Origin of the sequence: Pleomorphomonas koreensis DSM 23070 (genome assembly GCF_000425185.1) — a bacterium.
In the GTDB taxonomy this organism is placed as follows: Bacteria; Pseudomonadota; Alphaproteobacteria; order Rhizobiales; family Pleomorphomonadaceae; genus Pleomorphomonas; species Pleomorphomonas koreensis.
Window position 1 is genome coordinate 82111 of the sequence record NZ_AULH01000013.1, and the last position, 13568, is coordinate 95678.

Genomic DNA, 13568 nt, shown 5'->3' on the forward strand with positions numbered 1-13568 from the left:
GTCAGACGAGCGCCCAGAGGGCGGCGGCGAGGGCCATCGCCATGGTGGCGGCGATGAGGAACAGGGTGAGCGGCAGCACGGCGCGGAACACGGGGCCGGCCGACAGACCGGTGATGCCGGCGGCGACGAACACCAGCACGCCGACCGGCGGCGTCAGGCCGCCGATCATCAGGTTGACGGTGAGGACAACGCCGAAGGCCACCGGGTCGATGCCGGCGGCGACGGCTGACGGCAGCAAGAGCGGCGCGAACAGCAGGATGCCGGGGCCGACGTCGAGCGGGCCGCCGACCGCGAGCAGGATCAGGTTGGCGACCAGCATCACCGCCAGCGGATGGCCGCCGAATGCCGTTACCCATCCGGCCAGCGCCTGCGGCAGGCCGTCGATGGCCAGCAGGAAGACCAGCGGCGCCGACGAGGCGACCAAGAGGCCGATCGCCGCCGTCTCGCGGCCGGCCTGGAGGAAGGCGTCGAGGCTGGCCCGGCGGCCGTCCGGCGCCGCAAGGGTGGCGACAAGCGCATAGACCGAGGCGACGGCCGCCGCCTCGGTCGGCGTGGCGACGCCCAGGCGGATGCCGAAGAAGACGATCAGCGCCAGACCGAACACCGGTGCCGCCGCGACGAAAGCGGCGAGGCGCTCGCGCCGGCCGGCGGCCGGCCGGGCCGGCGTATCGGCGGAGAGATGCAGCATCACCGCCATGGCCGCCGCCAGGATCAGGCCGGCGATCAGGCCGCCCTCGAACAGTGCGCCGACCGACAGGCCGGTGGCCGAAGCCAGCAGCAGGAAGGCGATCGACGGCGGTATGATATTGGGCAGCACCGCCGTCGCTGCGACGATGGCCGCCGCCTTCTCCGGCCGGACGCCGTCGGCGACCAGCGCCGGCGCCAGCACCTTGGCGCCGAAAGCGGCGTCGGCGATCGACGAGCCGGAGACGCCGGAGAACATCAGGTTGGTGACGAGCGTCGCCTGCGCCATGCCGCCGCGCCGATGGCCGACCAGCGCCGAGGCGAGGCGGACGAGGCGATGGGCGAGGCCGCCGGCGTTCATCAGCATGCCGGCCAGCAGGAAGAAGGGGATGGCAAGCAGCAGGAACTTGCCCATGCCCGACACCGTCTGCTGCACGATGGCCGCTTCCGGCAGGCGGGCGCCGAACGGCACCGCCAGCGCAAGGCCGACGATCAACGAATGCGAGAACGGTGCGCCTACTACAAGCGCCAGCGTGGCGGCGGCGCAGGCGATCAGGCTCGGCAGGCCGACCGGCAGCAGCACCGGCAGATGCGGCGCGGTGGCCAGCACGACGCCGCCGGCGATCACGGCGAAGGTGGCCGGCACCGACCGGCCGCCGGCCAGCGAAGCGAGGATGCGTTCGAGCGCCGCCAGGCCGCCGCCGATGATCACCGGTACGAAGCGCCAGCTTTCGGAGAGGCCGAGGGTGGGCGAGGTGCCGCCGATCAGCACCGCCACCTTGCCGGCGCCTGATGTCAGCACCAGCACGGCGGCCAGCGCCACGGCGTCGGCCGCCGCGTCGGCAACGGCGCGGCCGCGCGGTCCAAGACGGTGGATCACGACATCAATGCGCATGGCGAGCGGTCCGCGGGCGCAGAACGGCAGGCCGAGGAAGACCAGCGCCGTGTGCAGCCAGATGCCGAAGTCCTCGCTGGCGACGAAGCCGGCGCCGAGGGCGTAGCGCGACAGGGTGGCGGCGAACACGGCGGCGAGCAGCACGGCGAGGATGGTCGCCGCAAGGCCGGCCAGCAGGCGGTCGATCGCCGCGGCTGCCCGTGCCGCCGTCCGCCTCACGGCCGCACCCCGCTGCCGCCGAGCGGCGAGAACCATGTCGGCTTCAGGATGCGGCTCCGCATGGTCTGCACGTAAGGCGCCGCCTTGGCGCGGAAGGTCAGCCAGGCGGGATCGGCCTCCAGCGCGGCGCGGCGGCGCTGGCGGTCGGCGAGGTCGTCATATTGCCAGATGTGGACGACGTCGTTGACGGCGCCGATGTCCTGGGTGAACCAGCCGAGCAGCGTGCCGAGATGGCCGGCCTGGATCGCCATGCCCTTGGCAACGTAGAGGTCGAGATAGGTGCCGACATGCGCCGGCTCGATGGAATAGGTGCGTTCGTCGAGAATCATCGTCGTTCGGCCGTCGTTGGAATGGGAGCGGCGGAACGCGCGTCAGGCAAATGTCTGCATGGCTCTATCCCTCCGCCGGCATGACCCGGATCAGGTTCGTCGGGTTGGAGAAGCTCCTCTCAGCCCCGCATGGGGCACCCCGTGAGATGTACTGAGCTTAGCCCCGCGGCCGCCGCTGCGCCACCGGAAAGATGCCGCTGGCGGTCAGCAAGCCGCTTGCGGGGGCGGCGGGGGGCAACTAGGGTCGGCGCATCCATTGCAACTGATTGCCAGATGAAACCCACCAATCCGATCTTCACCGGCCTCCCCACCACCATCTTCGAGGTGATGTCCGGCCTTGCCCGCGAGACGGGCGCCATCAACCTCGGCCAGGGCTTTCCCGACATCGACGGCCCGGAGGAGGTGCGCCGCGCCGCCGCCGAGGCGTTCATCGCCGGGCCGAACCAGTATCCGCCGATGATGGGCCTGCCGGCGCTCAGACAGGCGGTGGCGGCGATCAACAAGCGCTTCTACGGGCTCGACGTCGACTGGGCGAGCGAAGTGATGGTCACCTCCGGCGCCACCGAGGCGCTGGCCGACGCTATCCTCGGCCTCGTCCGGCCGGGCGACGAAGTGGTGCTGATCGAGCCGCTCTACGACAGCTATCTGCCGATCGTCCGGCAGGCCGGCGGCATTGCCAAGCCGGTGCGCATTGCGCCGCCGACCTGGGAACTCGATCCCGATGCACTCGCCGCCGCCTTCTCCGACAAGACCAAGGCGATCCTGATCAACACGCCGATGAACCCGGCCGGCAAGGTATTCTCGCGGGCCGAGCTGGAGCTGATCGCCGGCCTCTGCCGCAAGCACGACGCGGTGATCATCTCCGACGAGGTCTACGAGCATCTGGTGTTCGACGGCGGGCGGCACCTGTCGCCGATGCAGATCCCAGGGATGCGCGACCGCGTGGTGCGCATCGGCTCGGCCGGCAAGACCTTCTCGCTGACCGGCTGGAAGATCGGCTACGTCACGGCGGCGCCGGCGCTGATGGAGCCAATCGCCAAGGCGCACCAGTTCGTCACCTTCACGACGCCGCCGGCCTTGCAGGTGGCCGTCGCCCACGGCCTTGCCTTCGGCGACGACTATTTCGACGGCTTCGTCGCGGACTTGCAGGGCAAGCGCGACCGCCTCTCGAACGGCCTCGCGACGCTCGGCTTTACCGTGCTGCCGTCGGCCGGCACCTTTTTCGTCACGACCGACACCGGACCGCTCGGCGTCGACGACGACGCGGACGCCTGTCTCAGGATGACGCGCGAGGCCGGCGTCGCGGCGGTGCCGCTGTCGGCCTTCTACGTTTCCGATCCGCCGAAGCGCTTCATCCGCTTCTGCTTCTCCAAGCGCGACGAAGTGCTGGACGAGGCGGTGTCCCGCCTCGCCGGCTGGATTGACAGACAGGGACGGTGATCGAGATGGAGAATCCGGTTCTGGTCGAGGTGACGCGCGGCCCCATCGTCGAGAGCTTCCACCGGGGATCGGTGGCGATCGTCGACGGCGACGGCCACCTGCTGTTCGGCGTCGGCGACATCGAGCGGCCGAGCTTCCCGCGTTCGGCGGTGAAGCCGTTCCAGGCGCTGCCCTTCGTGGAAAGCGGCGCCGCCGACCGCCTGGGCTTTGGCGACGCCGAGCTGGCGCTCGCCATGGCCTCGCACAACGCCGAGCCACGCCATGTCGAGACGGTGCGCGCCATGCTGTCCGCCGCCGGGCTCGACGAAGCATGCCTTGCCTGCGGCCCGCACTGGCCGGCCCGCCACGCCGACCAGGGCGCGCTGCACAAGGCCGACATGAAGCCCGGCCGCATCCACAACAACTGTTCTGGCAAGCACACCGGATTCCTCTGCACATGCGCCGTCACCGGCGCCGATCCGCGCGGCTACGAGAAGGCCGACCACCCTGTCATGCGCGAGGTGATCGCCGCCGGCGCGTCGATGACCGGCACGCCGCACGCCACCGACATCTGCGGTACCGACGGTTGCTCGATCCCCACCTTCGCGGTGGCGCCGCGAGCGCTTGCCCACGGCTTCGCCCGCTTCGTCACCGGCGTCGGCCTGACCGCGACGCGCGCCCGCGCCGCCGAGCGGCTCAGGCTGGCCGCCGCCGCCGAGCCGTTCATGGTGGCCGGCACCGGCCGCTTCTGCACGCGGGTGATGACGGCGCTCGGCACGCGCGTGCTGGTCAAGACCGGCGCCGAAGGCGTGTTCATCGGCGCCGTCAAGGAGCTTGGCCTCGGCATCGCGCTGAAGATCGACGACGGCGCCGGCCGAGCCTCGGAAGCGGCGATGGCCGCCATTCTGATCGATCTCCTGAAACTCTCCCCCGATGATCCGGGTTATGACGAGATGCGGCAGCTTTCCAATCCGCCGGTGAAGTCCTGGGCCGGCGAGACGGTGGGCGAAATCCGCGTTACGGGGGCGCTGGGCGGCCTCGTCGGCTGATCAAGGAGCACGGAGGACAGCATGGGCGAAGTCGTCAAGCTGGACAGGAAGGCGCGCGAGGCGCGCCGCAAGGCCGAGGCCGCCAAGGCGAACGGCGCGGCGGGCAAGGCACCGGGCGGCGGCCGCGCCGTCGCGGCGGTCATCGGCGGACTGATCCTCGTCCTGATGATCGTGGTGACCTTCGTGCTCTGACCGGACCCGCGCTGCGGCGAGGGGGCTTCGCGCCGATCGATCGGGCGATACCCCTTGTCATGGCCGTCCATCCGGCCTGGAGCAATTCCAGCAAAAGTGGAAACCGGTTCTGCGTCCGGAATTGCGTCAAAACAAAAAGATAGAGCATTTCCGGTGAAATCCTGTTCGCCGGAAATGCTCCAGTCCCGCGATCAACTCCCCGTCATCCCTGCTTCGCCCGCTTGACTGACTAGTCAGTCGGAGTCATCTCTCCACCATGGACGACAGAGAGCGACACATTCTGGAGGTCACCATCGGCCTCCTTGCCGAGGAAGGACTCGGCATTGCCACGGCGCGCATCGCCCGCGCAGCCGGGGTTGCCAACGGCACGCTGTTCAACGTCTTTCCGACCAAGCAGGCGCTGCTCGACAGGGTCTATGTCACGCTCAAGGGCGAGATGACGGCGACTTTCGGCAGCCTGGACCTTGCCGGCGGCGACTTCGTTGTCGCGTTGGGGGGCGCCTGGCGGAGCTACGTTCTCTGGGCGGTGTCGGCTCCCGACCGGCACCGGGTCATGCATCTCCTCAAGGGCGGCGGCGCGGTTTCGCCGGCAGCCGTCGCGGAAGGCGAGCAGGTCTTTGCCGAGGTGAGCCGGTTCGTCGACGCGGAAATGGCGGGCGGCAGGCTGGTGGCGATCGGATTTACGCATTTCGTCCGGCTGGCCGAGGCGGAGGCCGACGTGGTGATCGCGCTCGCCCGCGAGGGCGGGGTGACCGACGCGGCGCTCGACGCCCTGATCGACAGGGGATTCTCAGTGTTTCTCAACGGCGTGACGTCCCGGTGACGGCAACAGGGCCGGAGCGGCTCGGGACGCGCGGGAAAGGGCTGATCATGACGAGAACGGCATTGGTCACCGGCGCATCGGCCGGCATCGGCGAGGCGGTCGCCATCCGGCTGGCGGCGGAAGGCTTCCGCGTCTACGCCGGCGCGCGGCGGCTCGACCGCATGGAGCCTCTGAAGGCGAAGGGCATCCGCGCGCTGCCGCTCGACGTCACCGACGAGGCATCGATCGCCGCGGCGGTGGCCGCCATCGAGACGGAAAGCGGCGGCATCGACGTGCTGGTCAACAACGCCGGTTACGGCTCTTACGGCGCCGTCGAGGACGTGCCGCTCGACGAGGCGCGCCGCCAGTTCGAGGTCAACGTGTTCGGCCTTGCCGCGCTGACCCGGCTCGTCCTGCCCTACATGCGGCGGCAGCGCTGGGGCCGGGTGATCAACATCACCTCGATCGGCGGCGTCCGCGCCTTTCCGTTCGGCGGCTGGTACCACGCCACCAAATTCGCCGTCGAGGGGCTGTCGTCGAGCCTCAGGCAGGAACTCCGGCCGTTCGGCGTCGATGTGGTGCTGATCCGGCCGGGCGCCATCAAGTCCGAATGGGCGGGCATCGCGCTCGACAATTTCAGGAAGACCTCGGGACACGGCGCCTATGCGCCGATGGTCAAGCTGGCCGAGGAGCTGTTTGCCAGCGACCGGGCGGAGAGGATGGCGGGCGAGCCGTCGGCGATCGCCGACGTGGTGGTGCGCGCCGCCACCGCCCGGCGTCCCCGCACGTCCTACACGGCGCCGCGCGCCGCCCGCGTCCTGCTGCGGCTGGTGTCGCTGCTCGCAAGCGATCGCCTTCGCGACGCCGTCGTCCGCCGCGTGCTGGGCATGCCAGCCCGTCTGTGACGGGTCTCACGCCGCCTGCGGCGCCGGCGCGGTCGGCTGCCGCCGGCGGTCGATGGTGAGGCAGAGCGCCGCCGCCGCGAGGCAGAAGCCGCCGGCCACCAGCAGCGCCGGCAACTAGCTGTCGAGGTCGGTGCGGCTCCAGCCGGCGCCATAGGCGGCGGTGGCGGCGCCGAGCTGGTGGGCGGCGAACACCCAGCCAAAGACCAGGCCGGCCTTTTCGGCGCCGAAGCGCTCGGCGGCGAGCTTCACCGTCGGCGGCACCGTGGCCACCCAGTCGAGGCCGTAGAACACGGCGAAGATCGACAGGAGGTAGGGGTCGAAGCCGGTCATCGGCAGGTAGAGCAGGGAGAGGCCGCGCAGGCCGTAGTACCAGAACAGCAGCCAGCGGTTGTCGTAGCGGTCGCTGAGCCAGCCGGACAGCAGCGTGCCGACGAAGTCGAATACGCCGACGAAGGCCAGCAGGCCGGCGGCGCTGACCGGCTGGATGCCGAAATCGCCGCAGATCGACACCCAGTGCGTCTGGATCAGGCCGTTGGTGGAGAGGCCGCAGACGAAGAAGGTGGCGGCCAGCACCCAGAACACATAGGAGCCCGCCGCCTGTCTCAGCCCGACGATCGGCGCGGAAATCAGCGGCAGCAGCCCGGCGGTTTGCGCCGGCGCCGGCTGGAAACTGCCGCCGTAGGGCGCAAGGCCCATGTCGGACGGCCGGTCGCGCATCAGCAGTAGCACGCCGACAAGCGCCGTGGCCAGCATGGCGACGACGATGCCGAGCGCCACCCGCCAGCCCCAGGCCTCGGTGGCCGCCGCGATCACCGGCAGGAAGATCAGCTGCCCGGTGGCGGTGGACGCGGTGAGCAGGCCGACCACCAGACCACGCCGGTGGACGAACCAGCGCGTCGCCACCGTGGCGCCAAGCACCGTTGCCGTCATGCCGGTGCCGAAGCCGATGATCAGCCCCCAGAACAGCATCAACTGCCACAGCATTGTCATGGTGACGGAAAGGCCGAAGCCGGCGATGATCAGCAGCAGCGCGCTGACCACCACCTTGCGCACGCCGAAGCGGTTCATCAGCGCCGCCGAGAATGGTCCCATCAAACCGTAGAGGACGAGGCGCACGGCGAAGGCGGTGGAGATGTCGGCCGTCGTCCAGCCGAACTCGGCTTCGAGCGGTCTCAGCATGACGCCGGGCGCGCCGAGCGCGCCGGCCGTCGCCAGCATGGTGACGAAGGTGACGGCGACCACCGCCCAGCCGTAATGGATGTCGCGACGGGCGAGGAAGGCGGAAAACGTCGTCATCGGCGGGCTTTCGCTGGAGGATGGAAAGACGGAGGAGGGCAGGCTAGAAGGCGCCGGACAGGCTGGCGATGACGGCGAGGCGGTCGGGGCCGAGCGTCGCCTCGATCTCGGCCTGCGCCGCCTGCCAGAGCGGCGCGGCGGCGTCGAGCCGTTGTCGGCCGAGATCGGTGAGGCCCAGCATCGAGCGCCGGAGATCCCGACACCCGGTCTCCTCCACCAGTCCGTGCCGCTGCAGCACCTGCACGTTGCGGCCGATGGTCGAGCGGTCGAGATCGCAGACGGCGGCCAGTTCGGTGATCGACAGATGACCGGCGCGGCTGATCTTCTTCAGCAGCCTGTATTGGGCGAGCGTCAGCTCCACGGCCGCGAGGTGGCGGTCGTAGATGGCGGTCGTCTTGCGCGCCGCCGTCCTGAGGAGATCGCAATAGCAGGTAGCGTCCATGACACGGGTATATGCCCCGATTCCGCCGCCGGCAAGAGTGCGGCGCGGCGGAAGCGTATCGGCTGCCGCGATGGAGAATGAAAATGCGGCAATCCTGACCGTTCGGGAACGGTTTTCCTTAAATCGCCATCGAGGCAGCGCTAATGTGCGACGGAGGGCGCGCCGCCACATGGCCGGTCGGGCGCCGATGTCCGGGAGAAAGCCGCCATGAAGATCGAGACGCAGTCCATCCACGTCGGTCTGCCGGCTGCCCGGCCGGGCGAGCCGGTGCTGAGCCCGCTGGTGCCGGCTTCGAGCTTCTACGCCCATCCCGACGCCGGCTTCTCGGCCAACGATCTTTCCGATGCGGCGCCGCATTTCTACACCCGCTGGAGCAACCCGACGCTGGCGGCGCTGGAAGCGCGGCTGGCGGCGCTCGACGGCGGCGAGGCGGCGCTGGCCTTCGCCAGCGGCATGTCGGCGGTGACCGGCCTGTTCCTCAACCGGCTGAAGGCGGGCGATCATCTGCTGCTCTCCAACGTGTGCTATGCCGGCGTCGCCGAATTCGCCCACGACGCACTGCCGCGGCTTGGCATATCGGCGACGGCGGTCGACAGCTCCGACCTCGCCAAGGTGGCGGCGGCGATCCGGCCGGAGACCAGGCTCGTCCACATCGAGACGCCGGCCAACCCTGTCCTCCGCCTCTCGGACATTTCCGCCATCGCCGGCATCGCCCACGCGGCGGGCGCCGAACTCTCCGTCGACTCGACCATGGCGACGCCGGTGGCGACCCGGCCGCTGGACCTCGGCGCCGACTTCGTCGTGCATTCGCTGACCAAATACGCCTGTGGCCACGGCGACGCGCTGGGCGGCGCGGTGATCGGCCCGGCCGCCGCCATCGCCGACCTGCGCAAGACGTCGCTGATTCATCTCGGCGCCGCGCTCAGTCCGTTCGCCGCCTGGCTGATCCTGCGCGGCCTCGAAACGCTGCCGATCCGCATGAAGGCGCACGAGGACAACGCCCGCGCCGTCACAGCCTTCCTGGAGACTCATCCCCGCGTCAGGCGCGTCTATTGGCCGGGCGCGGCGAGCCATCCGCAGCACGAGCTTGCCGTTCGCCAGATGCGGAATTTCTCCGGCATGGTGTCCTTCGTCCCGGACGACGGGCCGGCGCTGGCGCGTCAATTCGCCGACCGGCTGAAGACGGTGGCCTATGCCGTGTCGCTCGGCAAGACGCGCGGCCTCTTGTTCTACATCCCGACCGGCGACCTGATCGCCTCGTCCTTCCGCCTGGAAGGCGAGGATGCCGCCGCCTATCGCGACATCGCCGGCGACGGCGTCTTCCGCCTGTCGGTCGGCATCGAGAACGCCGACGACATCATCGCCGATCTGGCGCAGGCGCTCGGCTGATGCGGGCGGCCCCCGGCAGATAATCCGCCTTCGCGGATCATCGCGTCTGATAAAGTATATAAAACAATACCATAGATCCTTATCCTCCACGCAAGATGGAGGATATCGGTCAGGATATACCGCCGCCTGTACCTGAAGCGCCCTTTGATCAGACGTTTCCGGTCCGCATAGGCGAAAGGACCTATTGACCGTCGATGTAACCGGTTACATCATGTGTTTCGGGCGGCCAGTGCCCCGGCGGAGCTTGCGCCGGCGGGCTGCTCGCGACGCGGAGTTCAAACAAGCAAACCAAGCGACAGGCCGACGGGCCGGAGGTCCGGTTCGCGGCGCGTCAGGGAGGCGACAATGAAATCAGTTCTGTTGGCGGCCGGCATCGCCGTGGCCGCGGTCGGCACGGCTTCGGCTGCCGAGTACACCATCGGCCTGTCCAACGGCTGGGTCGGCAGCGAGTGGCGCACCCAGATGATCGAGGAGGCGCAGGCGGCCGCCAAGGCGTGGGCCGACAAGGGCGTCACCGTCAACGTCGTCGTGCAGTCGTCCAACGTCGACGTGCAGGGCCAGATCGGCAACATCCGCAACTTCATCAACCAGGGCGTCGACGCGATCATCGTCAACCCGAACAGCCCGACGGCCTTCGACCCGATCTTCGCGCAGGCCAAGGCCAAGAACATCCTGGTGATCGCCACCGACGCCGAGGTGTCGTCCAAGGACGCCATCTACGTCGGCATCGACCAGAAGGACTGGGCGATGAAGTCGGCCGATTGGCTGGCCAACACGCTGGGCGGCAAGGGCAACGTCGTCACCATCAACGGCGTCGCCGGCCATCCGGCTAACCAGATGCGCGTCGAGGGCTACACCGAGGTGTTCAAGAAGTTCCCGGACATCAAGGTTCTCAACGAAGCCAACGCCAACTGGGACCAGGCGCAGGGCCAGCAGACGGCGCAGACGCTGCTCGCCACCTATCCCGACATCAACGGCATCTGGGTGCAGGACGGCATGGCCGCCGGCACGTGGCGCGCCATCATGGCGGCCGGCAAGCAGAAGTCGATCGTCGCCACCGGCGAGATCCGCAAGGACTTCATGGACATGTGGAAGAAGGAAGGCCTGACGTCGGGCGCTTCCGTCAACCCGCCGGGCGTCATGGCCTCGGCGCTCAACGTCGCGGTGTGGAAGCTGCAGGGCAAGGAGTTCAAGGACGGCATCTTCGGCGGCGTCTACGGCAACGCCATCTACATCCCGATCCCGTTCGTCTCCAACGAGAACCTCGACGAGAAGCTGAAGGAAGCCGAAGGCAAGCCCGGCTACTGGTCGGTGACCGACGTCGTGTCGATCGACGACGCGGCGAAGTTCTTCAAGTAAGCTCCTGAACCAAGCGACTGAACGGGCCGGCCTGTCTTCCTCCCGGGACCGGCCCGTCCTTTTTCCTCCCCATCCGGTGCGCGCCTGAAAGGGCGCGCGGCGGACCCGTCCTGTCGATCCGAAACCCGGATGCGTCCCGATGCAACCTGTCCTTCGCGCCACCGACATATCCAAGAGCTTCGGCGCCGTGCGCGCGCTGGAAAAGGCGCGCCTGACGGTGCAGCGCGGCGAGATCCACGCGCTGCTCGGCGCCAACGGCTGCGGCAAGTCGACGCTCTGCAAGATCATCGCCGGCACCGTCGGCTGCGATGCCGGCGAGGTGCTGATCGACGGCGCGCCGGCGGCGCTCGGCTCGCCGCGCCTTGCCGAGGAACAGGGCGTGGCGCTGTTCTATCAGGAACTGTCGCTGGTGCCGCAGCTTTCGGTCGGCGACAACGTCTTCCTCGGCCGCGAGCCGCGCAATGCCCTCGGCTTCACCGACCGCGCCGCCATCTTCCGCGAGACCGAGGCGCTGATCGCCCGTGTCGCCACGGTGGCCGGCGCCGGGCTGACGCCGGACGCCCTCGTCGCCGATCTCTCGCCCGACCAGCGCCAGCTCACCGAAATCCTCAAGGTGCTGGCCCGCAAGCCGAAGATCATCATCTTCGACGAGGCGACCGCGACGCTCGACCGCCGGCAGGTGGAGGTGTTCTTCGACATCCTGCGCGAACTCAGGGCCGGCGGCGTCTCCTCGATCTTCATCTCGCACCGCATGGACGAGGTGTTCGCCATCGCCGACCGCATCACGGTGATGCGCAACGGCCAGACGGTGGCCGAGTTCTCCGCCGCCGAAACCGACCGCTATGCCGTGGTCTACGCCATGGTCGGCGAGACCGGCGCCATCGCCGCCTCGGTGCGCGACCACGCGCCGCTCAAGGGCGACGCCCGCCTCGTGGTCGAGGGCGTCAAGGCGGCGCGGCTCGGGCCGGTGTCGTTCACGGCGCAGCGGGGCGAGATCCTCGGCCTCGGCGGCCTGCAGGGGCAGGGGCAGAAGGCGCTGCTCTCCGGCCTGTTCGGCGCCGAGCCGTTCGCCGCCGGCCGCGTCACGCTCGACGGCGTCGACGTCACCGCCCGCCGGCCGGCCGAGGCCATCGCCCACCGCATCGCCTATGTTTCCGGCGACCGCGGCCGCGACAGCGCGCTGCCCGGCCGTTCGATCTTCGAGAATACCGCCATCGCCAGTCTGGTGCGCGAGCGGCGGCACGTCATTCCCGGCGCGCTGTTCCGCACGCGCTTCGCCGAGGTGCTCTCCGGCCTCAACACCCGCTATGCCGGGCTCGACGCGCCGATCGGCTCGCTCTCGGGCGGCAACCAGCAGAAGGTGTTCATCTCGCGCTGGCTGTCGCCGTCGCCGGGCCTCCTGCTGCTCGACGATCCCACCAAGGGCATCGACCTCGGCGCCAAGGGCGACTTCTATCTCCTGGCGCGCAAGCTCGCCGACGAAGGGGCGACCGTGATCATCTACTCCTCCGAGGACAGCGAACTCCTCTCCCTCTGCGACCGCGTGCTGGTGCTGAACGGCGGCACCGTCACCGCCGACCTCACCGGCGAACGGCTGACGCCCTTCGAGCTGACACGCGCTTCCTATGGAGACGCGGCATGACCGGCCTCAGAAAATTCGGCGGCCGCACCTGGATCGTCACGGCGGCGGCGCTGATCGTCCTGCTCGTCGTCAACACCGTGCTCCAGAAGAACTTCCTGGAACCGTCGGTCGTCCAGTCCAACCTCACCACCTTCCTGCCGCTGGTGCTGGTGGCGATCGGCCAGACCTACGTCATCCTCGGCGGCGACATCGACCTCTCCGTCGGTGCCATCGTGGCGCTGGTCAATGTCGTCACCGTCTCGGTGATCGCCGCGCTGGGCGGCGACGGCACGGCGGTGGCGCTCGGCCTGCTGGTCGGCATGGCCGTCGGCGCCGGTTGCGGTCTTCTGAACGGCCTGATCATCGCCGGCCTGCGCTTCCAGCCGATCGTCACCACCTTCGCCACCTCGATCGTCTTCTCCGGCCTCGCCCTCTGGGTGCTGCCGCAGGCCGGCATGTCGGTGCCGGAGCCCTACTGGCGCACCTACGCCGGCGACATCCTCGGCCTGCCGACCGTCTATGCCATCTACGTCGTCGCCTTCCTGATCGCCGCCTTCCTGGCCGCCCGGCCGTTCATGACGCGGCTCAAGGCGGCCGGCGGCCTCCGCACCGCCGCCTACCAGACCGGCCTCCGCCTCGGCGCGCTGCGCGTCTCCGCCTTCGTGCTGTCGGGCCTGTTCGCGGCCTTCGCCAGCCTGTGCCTGACCGGCGAGACGGCGAGCGGCGACCCGCTGATGGGCCAGAGCCTCGCCATGACGGCCATTTCGGCGGTGGTGCTGGGCGGCACGGCGCTGTCGGGCGGCGTCGGCGGCACGCTCGGCTCGGTGCTCGGCGCCTGGGTGGTTGGGATGATCGGATCGGTGATCTTCTTCGCCGGCCTGCCATTCGAGTACCAGACGCTGGTGCAGGGCCTGATCATCCTCGCCGCGCTGGCCGGCGGCGTCCTCGTCACGCGGCGCTGAGGGGA

At 69.4% G+C, this 13568-nt stretch carries 12 protein-coding genes, 1 pseudogene and 1 riboswitch; of the genes and pseudogenes, 9 read left to right on the top strand and 4 right to left on the bottom strand.

Annotated elements, in window-relative coordinates:
- Position 1: 1 nt before the first annotated feature.
- Positions 2 to 1834, bottom strand: a complete 1833-nt coding sequence (locus H512_RS0112200) for a TRAP transporter large permease (protein ID WP_026783697.1) — start codon at positions 1832 to 1834, stop codon at positions 2 to 4.
- Entirely contained in the window at positions 1795 to 2127 is a 333-nt protein-coding gene (locus H512_RS0112205; protein ID WP_026783698.1) for an NIPSNAP family protein, read from the bottom strand. Before H512_RS0112205 ends, H512_RS0112200 begins: the two co-directional genes overlap by 40 nt.
- A 49-nt stretch (positions 2128 to 2176) precedes the next feature.
- Positions 2177 to 2279, bottom strand: a riboswitch (TPP riboswitch).
- A gap of 121 nt (positions 2280 to 2400) precedes the next feature.
- Between H512_RS0112205 and H512_RS0112210 the strand changes: the two genes are divergently transcribed.
- The 5 genes from H512_RS0112210 (at position 2401) to H512_RS0112230 (ending at position 6494) form a co-directional block, all read left to right on the top strand.
- On the top strand, positions 2401 to 3567 hold the full coding sequence (locus H512_RS0112210; protein WP_026783699.1) for an aminotransferase: 1167 nt from the start codon (positions 2401 to 2403) through the stop codon (positions 3565 to 3567).
- Between the two features lie 5 nt (positions 3568 to 3572).
- Positions 3573 to 4595 (top strand): asparaginase, encoded by a 1023-nt coding sequence (locus tag H512_RS0112215; RefSeq protein WP_026783700.1) that lies wholly within the window; start codon positions 3573 to 3575, stop codon positions 4593 to 4595.
- Positions 4596 to 4616: 21 nt separating this feature from the next.
- Positions 4617 to 4787, top strand: coding sequence for a hypothetical protein (locus tag H512_RS26985; protein ID WP_156899476.1), 171 nt, complete (start codon positions 4617 to 4619; stop codon positions 4785 to 4787).
- Positions 4788 to 5043: 256 nt separating this feature from the next.
- Positions 5044 to 5610: a TetR/AcrR family transcriptional regulator gene (locus H512_RS25805; protein WP_053239812.1), complete on the top strand. Its 567-nt coding sequence runs from the start codon at positions 5044 to 5046 to the stop codon at positions 5608 to 5610.
- A 47-nt stretch (positions 5611 to 5657) separates the two neighbouring features.
- Positions 5658 to 6494: an oxidoreductase gene (locus H512_RS0112230; protein ID WP_084798446.1), complete on the top strand. Its 837-nt coding sequence runs from the start codon at positions 5658 to 5660 to the stop codon at positions 6492 to 6494.
- A 6-nt stretch (positions 6495 to 6500) separates the two neighbouring features.
- Here H512_RS0112230 and H512_RS23765 read toward each other — a convergent pair.
- Both H512_RS23765 and H512_RS0112240 read right to left on the bottom strand, forming a co-directional pair.
- Positions 6501 to 7790, bottom strand: a pseudogene (locus H512_RS23765) (MFS transporter).
- Positions 7791 to 7833: 43 nt separating this feature from the next.
- A complete protein-coding gene (locus H512_RS0112240; RefSeq protein WP_026783702.1) occupies positions 7834 to 8232 on the bottom strand; it encodes a MarR family winged helix-turn-helix transcriptional regulator in 399 nt (132 codons plus the stop codon).
- 207 nt (positions 8233 to 8439) lie between these two features.
- On the opposite strand from H512_RS0112240, the gene H512_RS0112245 reads away from it, so the two are divergent.
- The 4 genes from H512_RS0112245 to H512_RS0112260 all read left to right on the top strand — a co-directional run bounded on the left by H512_RS0112245 (position 8440) and on the right by H512_RS0112260 (position 13563).
- Positions 8440 to 9621: a trans-sulfuration enzyme family protein gene (locus H512_RS0112245; protein ID WP_026783703.1), complete on the top strand. Its 1182-nt coding sequence runs from the start codon at positions 8440 to 8442 to the stop codon at positions 9619 to 9621.
- Between the two features lie 345 nt (positions 9622 to 9966).
- A complete protein-coding gene (locus H512_RS0112250) occupies positions 9967 to 10980 on the top strand; it encodes a substrate-binding domain-containing protein (protein WP_026783704.1) in 1014 nt (337 codons plus the stop codon).
- Between the two features lie 139 nt (positions 10981 to 11119).
- Positions 11120 to 12622, top strand: coding sequence for a sugar ABC transporter ATP-binding protein (locus H512_RS0112255; protein WP_026783705.1), 1503 nt, complete (start codon positions 11120 to 11122; stop codon positions 12620 to 12622).
- Positions 12619 to 13563: an ABC transporter permease gene (locus H512_RS0112260; protein WP_026783706.1), complete on the top strand. Its 945-nt coding sequence runs from the start codon at positions 12619 to 12621 to the stop codon at positions 13561 to 13563. The genes H512_RS0112255 and H512_RS0112260 overlap by 4 nt, the downstream gene beginning before the upstream one ends.
- Positions 13564 to 13568: the final 5 nt, after the last annotated feature.

Excerpts from the sequence above, each read along its gene's own strand:
- H512_RS0112200 (WP_026783697.1), bottom strand. The coding sequence starts at position 1,834 with ATGGTTCTCGCCGCTCGGCGGCAGCGGGGTGCGGCCGTGAGGCGGACG.
- H512_RS0112205 (WP_026783698.1), bottom strand. The coding sequence starts at position 2,127 with ATGATTCTCGACGAACGCACCTATTCCATCGAGCCGGCGCATGTCGGC.
- H512_RS0112210 (WP_026783699.1), top strand. The coding sequence starts at position 2,401 with ATGAAACCCACCAATCCGATCTTCACCGGCCTCCCCACCACCATCTTC.
- H512_RS0112215 (WP_026783700.1), top strand. The coding sequence starts at position 3,573 with ATGGAGAATCCGGTTCTGGTCGAGGTGACGCGCGGCCCCATCGTCGAG.
- H512_RS26985 (WP_156899476.1), top strand. The coding sequence starts at position 4,617 with ATGGGCGAAGTCGTCAAGCTGGACAGGAAGGCGCGCGAGGCGCGCCGC.
- H512_RS25805 (WP_053239812.1), top strand. The coding sequence starts at position 5,044 with ATGGACGACAGAGAGCGACACATTCTGGAGGTCACCATCGGCCTCCTT.
- H512_RS0112230 (WP_084798446.1), top strand. The coding sequence starts at position 5,658 with ATGACGAGAACGGCATTGGTCACCGGCGCATCGGCCGGCATCGGCGAG.
- H512_RS0112240 (WP_026783702.1), bottom strand. The coding sequence starts at position 8,232 with ATGGACGCTACCTGCTATTGCGATCTCCTCAGGACGGCGGCGCGCAAG.
- H512_RS0112245 (WP_026783703.1), top strand. The coding sequence starts at position 8,440 with ATGAAGATCGAGACGCAGTCCATCCACGTCGGTCTGCCGGCTGCCCGG.
- H512_RS0112250 (WP_026783704.1), top strand. The coding sequence starts at position 9,967 with ATGAAATCAGTTCTGTTGGCGGCCGGCATCGCCGTGGCCGCGGTCGGC.
- H512_RS0112255 (WP_026783705.1), top strand. The coding sequence starts at position 11,120 with ATGCAACCTGTCCTTCGCGCCACCGACATATCCAAGAGCTTCGGCGCC.
- H512_RS0112260 (WP_026783706.1), top strand. The coding sequence starts at position 12,619 with ATGACCGGCCTCAGAAAATTCGGCGGCCGCACCTGGATCGTCACGGCG.